Annotated in this window: 2 protein-coding genes and 1 pseudogene; all 3 read right to left on the minus strand. The window is 71.5% G+C overall.

The window, feature by feature from the left end:
* Window positions 1-56: 56 nt before the first annotated feature.
* Complete coding sequence (locus ABYE80_RS20450; RefSeq protein ID WP_372792239.1) at window positions 57-1,058, minus strand: sigma-70 family RNA polymerase sigma factor; 1,002 nt, start codon at window positions 1,056-1,058, stop codon at window positions 57-59.
* A gap of 20 nt (window positions 1,059-1,078) precedes the next feature.
* Window positions 1,079-1,528, minus strand: a complete 450-nt coding sequence (locus ABYE80_RS20455; RefSeq protein ID WP_372792241.1) for a VOC family protein — start codon at window positions 1,526-1,528, stop codon at window positions 1,079-1,081.
* 94 nt (window positions 1,529-1,622) lie between these two features.
* Window positions 1,623-1,826: pseudogene (locus ABYE80_RS20460) on the minus strand (response regulator); the annotation flags it as partial.

Below are 1,826 nucleotides of genomic sequence, written 5' to 3' on the forward strand. Positions count from 1 at the left end.
CGGGACGAGCGGTGCCGATCTCAGGCCCGCGATCCGGAGCGCCGCGCCCGCCGCAGCTAGGCGCTGGACGTCGGTGTCGGGGGCGGGGAGGGCAACCGCTCCGGCAGGCCGAAGCGCGCGAACAGCTCCGGGTACAGGAAGTGGTGCAGGCCGGTGATCTGCCGGCCATCGGTCTCCAGGACCACGACCGCCCAGGGCGTGAAGCTCCCGTCTCCCGCAGGGTTGTAGATCGCGGCCGCCGGCCCGCCGTTGGCCGAGACGGGGAGGACGCGTGACCCACGGCACTTCGCGCCCGTGCCCAGCATGAACCCGGCGATGTCGGCCGGTCCCCGCACCCAGAGCGGGAAGGGCGGCATCGAGAACGCCGCGTCCTCCCGCAGGAGCGTGACGAGCCGTTCGATGTCGTAGGCCTCGAACGCCTCGATGTAGTGCTGCAGCAGCGGGTCGCCCCCGTCGCCGCCGGGGGACACGGCCCCAGGGTCGAGATCCAGGGAGCCGAGGGTGGCGCGCGCCCGCTGCAGTGCGCTGTTCACGGAGGCGACGGAGGTCTCGAGGAGGTCGGCGACCTCCTCGGCCCGCCACCGCAGCGCCTCGCGCAGCACCAGGACGGCGCGCTGCCTGGGCGGCAGGTGCTGCAGCGCCGCGACGAACGCCAGCCGGAGCGTCTCGCGTGCCGCCATGAGGTCAGCGGGGTCCGCATGCAGGTCGAGGACCCGCTCGTCGGCGATCGGACGCACCCAGGTGGACTCCGGGAGCCCGGCGCCCAGCGCGGCGTCCGCTGCCGACGCCGGCCCCAGGTCCATCGGCTGGGCGCGGCGTCTGCCCCCTTCGAGCATGTCGAAGCACACGTTGCCGGCGATCCGGAACAACCACCCGCGCAGCGCGGCACGGTGCTGGAGCTTGTCGGCGTTGCGCCAGGCGCGGATCATCGTCTCCTGGACGGCGTCCTCGGCCTCCGCGCCGCACCCGAGCATGCGGTAGCAGTAGCCCGTCAAGGCCGCGCGGTGCGCCTCGAGCTCGCCGGTGACCAGCCCTCGGGGTTCGGCTCCAGGTCTCACAACTGCATCGTACGACGCATTCACGCCACTGATGACGCCGAGTCCATGTCCGCCGGGCCCGCGGCGACCGCCTCCGGGCTCATCCACATGACCTCCCAGTGGTGGCCGTCGAGGTCCAGGAAGCTGCGGCCGTACATGAACCCGTGGTCCGTCGGGTCGCCGGCCGGGGACGCGCCGTGCATCAGGGCGGTGTCGGCGACGGCGTCGACGTCCGCGCGGCTGCTCGCCGACACGCACAGGATCGACCCGGTGGCGAGGTGGGCGTTGGAGACCGGCAGCTTCGCGAACTCCTCGAACCTGGCGCGCTGGAGCAGCATCACGTAGGCCTGGTCGCTGACCACCATGCACGCACAGCGGTCGTCGGTGAAGCGCTCGTCGAACGTGAAGCCGAGCTCCGTGAAGAACGCGGTCGTCGCCTCCAGGTCGCTGACGGGAAGGTTGACGAAGATGAGTCGCGGCTGATGGGTCATCGGTCCTCCAGGGACGTCGGGGGTGGTGCAGACAAGACCCGCCGCCGTCGGAGAACTCATCGGTCCGGTCACGTGCTCGTGACCGGGAGTGCCGTCACGGCCGCGGCAGCCGCACCACCGACACGAAGAAGTCGTCGATCTGCCGGACCACCTCGATGAAGCGCTCGAAGTCCACGGGCTTCGTGACGTAGGCGTTCGCGTGCAGGTCGTAGGAGCGCAGGATGTCCTCCTCGGCGCTGCTGGTCGTCAGGACGACGACCGGGATCGACCGCAGCGCCGGGTCGCCCTTGATGTCCTC

Origin of the sequence: Paraconexibacter sp., assembly GCF_041602235.1 — a bacterium.
Lineage (GTDB): Bacteria > Actinomycetota > Thermoleophilia > Solirubrobacterales > Solirubrobacteraceae > Paraconexibacter.

What these genes read in the sequence shown, in the direction of transcription:
- ABYE80_RS20455 (WP_372792241.1), bottom strand. Translation starts at nt 1,528, where the DNA reads ATGACCCATCAGCCGCGACTCATCTTCGTCAACCTTCCCGTCAGCGAC.